The organism is Bacillus pretiosus (assembly GCF_051294775.1).
Taxonomy (GTDB): Bacteria; Bacillota; Bacilli; order Bacillales; family Bacillaceae_G; genus Bacillus_A; species Bacillus_A wiedmannii.
Map to the genome: position 1 here is coordinate 1 of NZ_JBPPHF010000597.1, position 281 is coordinate 281.

General features: G+C 39.1%; 1 protein-coding gene. It reads left to right on the top strand.

What is annotated here, in order from left to right:
* On the top strand, positions 1 to 281 hold a 281-nt coding region (locus ACSG5Z_RS32310; RefSeq protein ID WP_435712983.1), incomplete at both ends, for an SDR family NAD(P)-dependent oxidoreductase.

Consider the following 281-nt stretch of genomic DNA (forward strand, 5'->3'; position numbering starts at 1 on the left):
AGCTAAATCGGATCAGCCGAGAATAATAAATATGTCCTCTCGGTTAGGATCACTACATAAAATCGCGAACAAAGAGTTTCCGCAAGGACAGTTCTCATATTCCTATCGAATTGCTAAAGCTGCGCAAAATATGTTAACACTTTGTTTACAACAAGAGGTTGAGAATAAAGGAATTCGTGTAACGGCAATTCACCCAGGAAAATTAAAGACTGATATCGGTGCCTTTGATGCGAATATGACTCCGGCTGAAGGAGCGCAAAATATATATGATTGGGTAATTG